Consider the following 3,083-nt stretch of genomic DNA (forward strand, 5'->3'; position numbering starts at 1 on the left):
ACCATATACAAACAACATAGAGGCAAACTCCAAATTTATCTGAAGTCCAAGCCCTAAAGCAATTCCAAGAAAAATCACCGATAAGTAATACAAACCTTCGCTTACTTTGGGAGGATTACGAAGTCCTCCGATGCTTTTTTCGTCTTTGTCAAAATAACTGTTATATCCATTGCTGGAGGGATACAAAAAAAGATGCAGGGCAACAAAGACCAAAAGTATCCGCTCCGGATTATGATTGGGGGTCAATGCCAAGGCAAAAAAATAAACAGGCATTAAATAGAAAGAAAATGGAATTCTTAGGTGTTTCCAGTTGGATATCTTAAACATATTTAAATTTAGTTGTTAACTTTTAGAGATTGTAGATGTTTACAATTCAATATCCAATTTAGAAAAAAATAGTTTAACTTAATTTGATGAACAACCATATTGTGAGTATTGGTACTGCTAGCCCAGGAAAGGCTATCCCGCAGCTAAAAATCAGCGAGTTTATGAAGATTGCCCACGGATTGGATAGTATTGATTCCCGCAAGCTTAACTTTATATATAAGCACTCTGGAATATCAAGCCGACACAGTGTCCTAGACGATTTCAATCACTCTGACCCGAAGGATTTTAATTTTTTCCCGAAAAATAAGGACCTAGACCCTTTCCCGAGTACCAAGCAGAGAATGGAGGAGTTCAGAACACAAGCTTTCCCTTTGGCCAAATCTGCTATTACGCAATGCTTACAGGATGGCTTGACCTACCCCAACGAAATCACCCATATGATATTGGTTTCTTGTACTGGTATGTTTGCACCCGGATTAGAATTAGAGGTCATAGATAAAATGGGTTTCCCCGCTAATGTTGAGAGGTATAGTATCCACTTCATGGGTTGTTATGCTTCTTTCAATGCACTCAAATTAGCAGATAGGATTTGTGACTCCTCTCCTGATGCAAAGGTATTGATTGTTTCTGTTGAACTATGCACCCTTCATTTTCAGAAAGAATACAATGAAGACAACCTCTTGGCGAACGCCATTTTTGGTGATGGAGCAGCAGCAGCCTTGGTGACAAATAACAGTAAAGGGCTGAAAATAAAAAGTTATGATTCTAGGGTTTTCAAAGAAGGAGAACAAGATATGGCATGGACCATTGGTGACTTTGGCTTTGAAATGAAACTTAGCAAATACGTACCTGAATTGTTGCAAAAAGGATTGGAATCAATCCATGATGATTTGGAAAAGCTTTATAACTTGTCTGAAATAAAAAATTTTGCAGTGCACCCAGGAGGAAAACAAATCCTTCAAAAGGTAGAATCTGCCTTTAAAATAACTACTTCCCAAAACCTTCATTCTCACAAGGTGCTGGACCAGTTTGGTAATATGTCTTCCGCAACAATTCTATTTGTACTCAAGCATTGGTTGGAAGATGAATTGATGGACGGTAGTCTTCTTGCCCTAGGCTTTGGACCTGGCTTAACTTTAGAAACACTATTATTAGAAAAATAATGGGAAAATTCACCCAAAGGAGCACCCAAAAAGAAATTATGGATGACCTCAAGGTAGGTGGTGAAGAGCTCACCCAAACCCTCAAGGAGCTCCGAACCATCAACAAACTCCTTGGGGGTAATCATGTCACCACCTCGGCGATTCAACGATTCCGGAAAATTTTTCCGCAAGAAGATTACACCATAGCCGACGTAGGGTGTGGTGGTGGCGACATGTTAAAAGTCATGGCAGATTGGGCATACAAAAAAGAGCTCCCCTGCAGCTTTATCGGTATAGATGCCAACCCAAATATTATCAGATTAGCTAAAAAACAGCTAGAAGAATATAAAAATGTCAAATTTGAACAGGCAAATGTTTTTTCCGAAAATTTCATTTCCCAACCAGTAGATATCATTACCTGTACATTATTCACACATCATTTTACAGACGAGGAACTTATTCACCTTTTATCTTCTTTTAAGAATATGTCAAAATTGGGTGTGGTCATCAATGACCTTCATAGGCACCCATTAGCCTATTATAGCATCAAGCTATTGACTAGGTTTTTTTCCAAGTCCGAAATGGTGAAAAATGACGGTCCTATATCGGTTTTAAGAAGCTTCCGAAGAGAAGATTGGACCCAAATCCTAAGCAAAGCTGGATTTGATCATGTTGAAATTTCGTGGAATTGGGCATTTCGTTGGAAAATTTTGGCGTACTGAGTTAACTTTGTACTCCTTTAATTTAGAAAATTTAAAACCAAACTTTAAAATTCATGGAATTTAATTACGAAACCATTCAAATAATCCAACAAAAGGCCATTGACCTGGTGTTTGAAGCAGGGCCTATCATTTTAAAAGCAATTATCCTGCTTTTGATAGGTAGATGGTTGATTAAGTTTTTATTACGCCAATTGGGTAGAGGATTGGAAAAATATGAAATAGATCCCTCACTGGGAACATTTTTTAAAAGCTTTCTAAGTGCAATCCTTTGGGTTGTCCTTCTGATTGCGGTAGCTACCACAGTTGGCATGCAAATGACCTCCTTTGTGGCAATACTTGGTGCAGCTGGTTTGGCTATTGGTCTTGCCCTACAAGGGTCATTGGCAAACTTTGCAGGTGGGGTTTTGATTTTGGTCTTCAAACCCTTCCGTGTAGGCGAGACCATTGAGGCTCAAGGAACGCTAGGTTCAGTGGAGAGTATAGACATCCTTTACACTAAAGTCCGAAACTTTGATAATAGGGTAGTGACTATTCCAAATGGTGCATTGGCAAACAATTCGATTGTCAATCTATCCCAAAAACCTACTAGAAGGGCTGACTTTTCTATTGGAGTAGCATACGGTACAGACCTCAAAAAAACAAGAAAGGTGATTTTAGATACTTTGAAAAAAGACGAAAGGATCCATGCGGAACCTGAAGCAGTGGTTAAATTCACTAGTTTCGGTGATAGCTCACTAGACCTGACCGTAAGGTGTTGGACTGATGCAGCCGACTTGTGGCCTGTATATTGGGACAATATGGAAGCCTTAAAAGAAGCTTTCGAAGCAAATGATATCGAAATCCCATTCCCACAAAGAGATGTAAATCATTACTATCCAGAGGGGAAAAAAGA

General features: G+C 39.0%; 4 protein-coding genes. 3 read left to right on the forward strand and 1 reads right to left on the reverse strand.

Features of this window, described 5'->3' with window-relative positions:
- On the reverse strand, positions 1 to 327 hold a 327-nt coding region (locus EA341_RS13250), incomplete at its 3' end, for a UbiA family prenyltransferase (RefSeq protein ID WP_293015346.1).
- An 86-nt stretch (positions 328 to 413) separates the two neighbouring features.
- On the opposite strand from EA341_RS13250, the gene EA341_RS13255 reads away from it, so the two are divergent.
- The 3 genes from EA341_RS13255 to EA341_RS13265 all read left to right on the forward strand — a co-directional run.
- A complete protein-coding gene (locus EA341_RS13255) occupies positions 414 to 1,490 on the forward strand; it encodes a type III polyketide synthase (RefSeq protein WP_293015348.1) in 1,077 nt (358 codons plus the stop codon).
- Entirely contained in the window at positions 1,490 to 2,191 is a 702-nt protein-coding gene (locus EA341_RS13260; protein WP_293015351.1) for a methyltransferase domain-containing protein, read from the forward strand. Before EA341_RS13255 ends, EA341_RS13260 begins: the two co-directional genes overlap by 1 nt.
- A gap of 53 nt (positions 2,192 to 2,244) precedes the next feature.
- The coding region (locus EA341_RS13265; RefSeq protein WP_293015354.1) for a mechanosensitive ion channel domain-containing protein at positions 2,245 to 3,083 on the forward strand (839 nt) is incomplete at its 3' end.

The organism is Mongoliibacter sp. (assembly GCF_007692705.1).
Classification (GTDB): Bacteria; Bacteroidota; Bacteroidia; order Cytophagales; family Cyclobacteriaceae; genus Mongoliibacter.

Coding starts and splice junctions, on each gene's coding strand:
- EA341_RS13255 (WP_293015348.1), top strand. CDS start 414: ATGAACAACCATATTGTGAGTATTGGTACTGCTAGCCCAGGAAAGGCT.
- EA341_RS13260 (WP_293015351.1), top strand. CDS start 1,490: ATGGGAAAATTCACCCAAAGGAGCACCCAAAAAGAAATTATGGATGAC.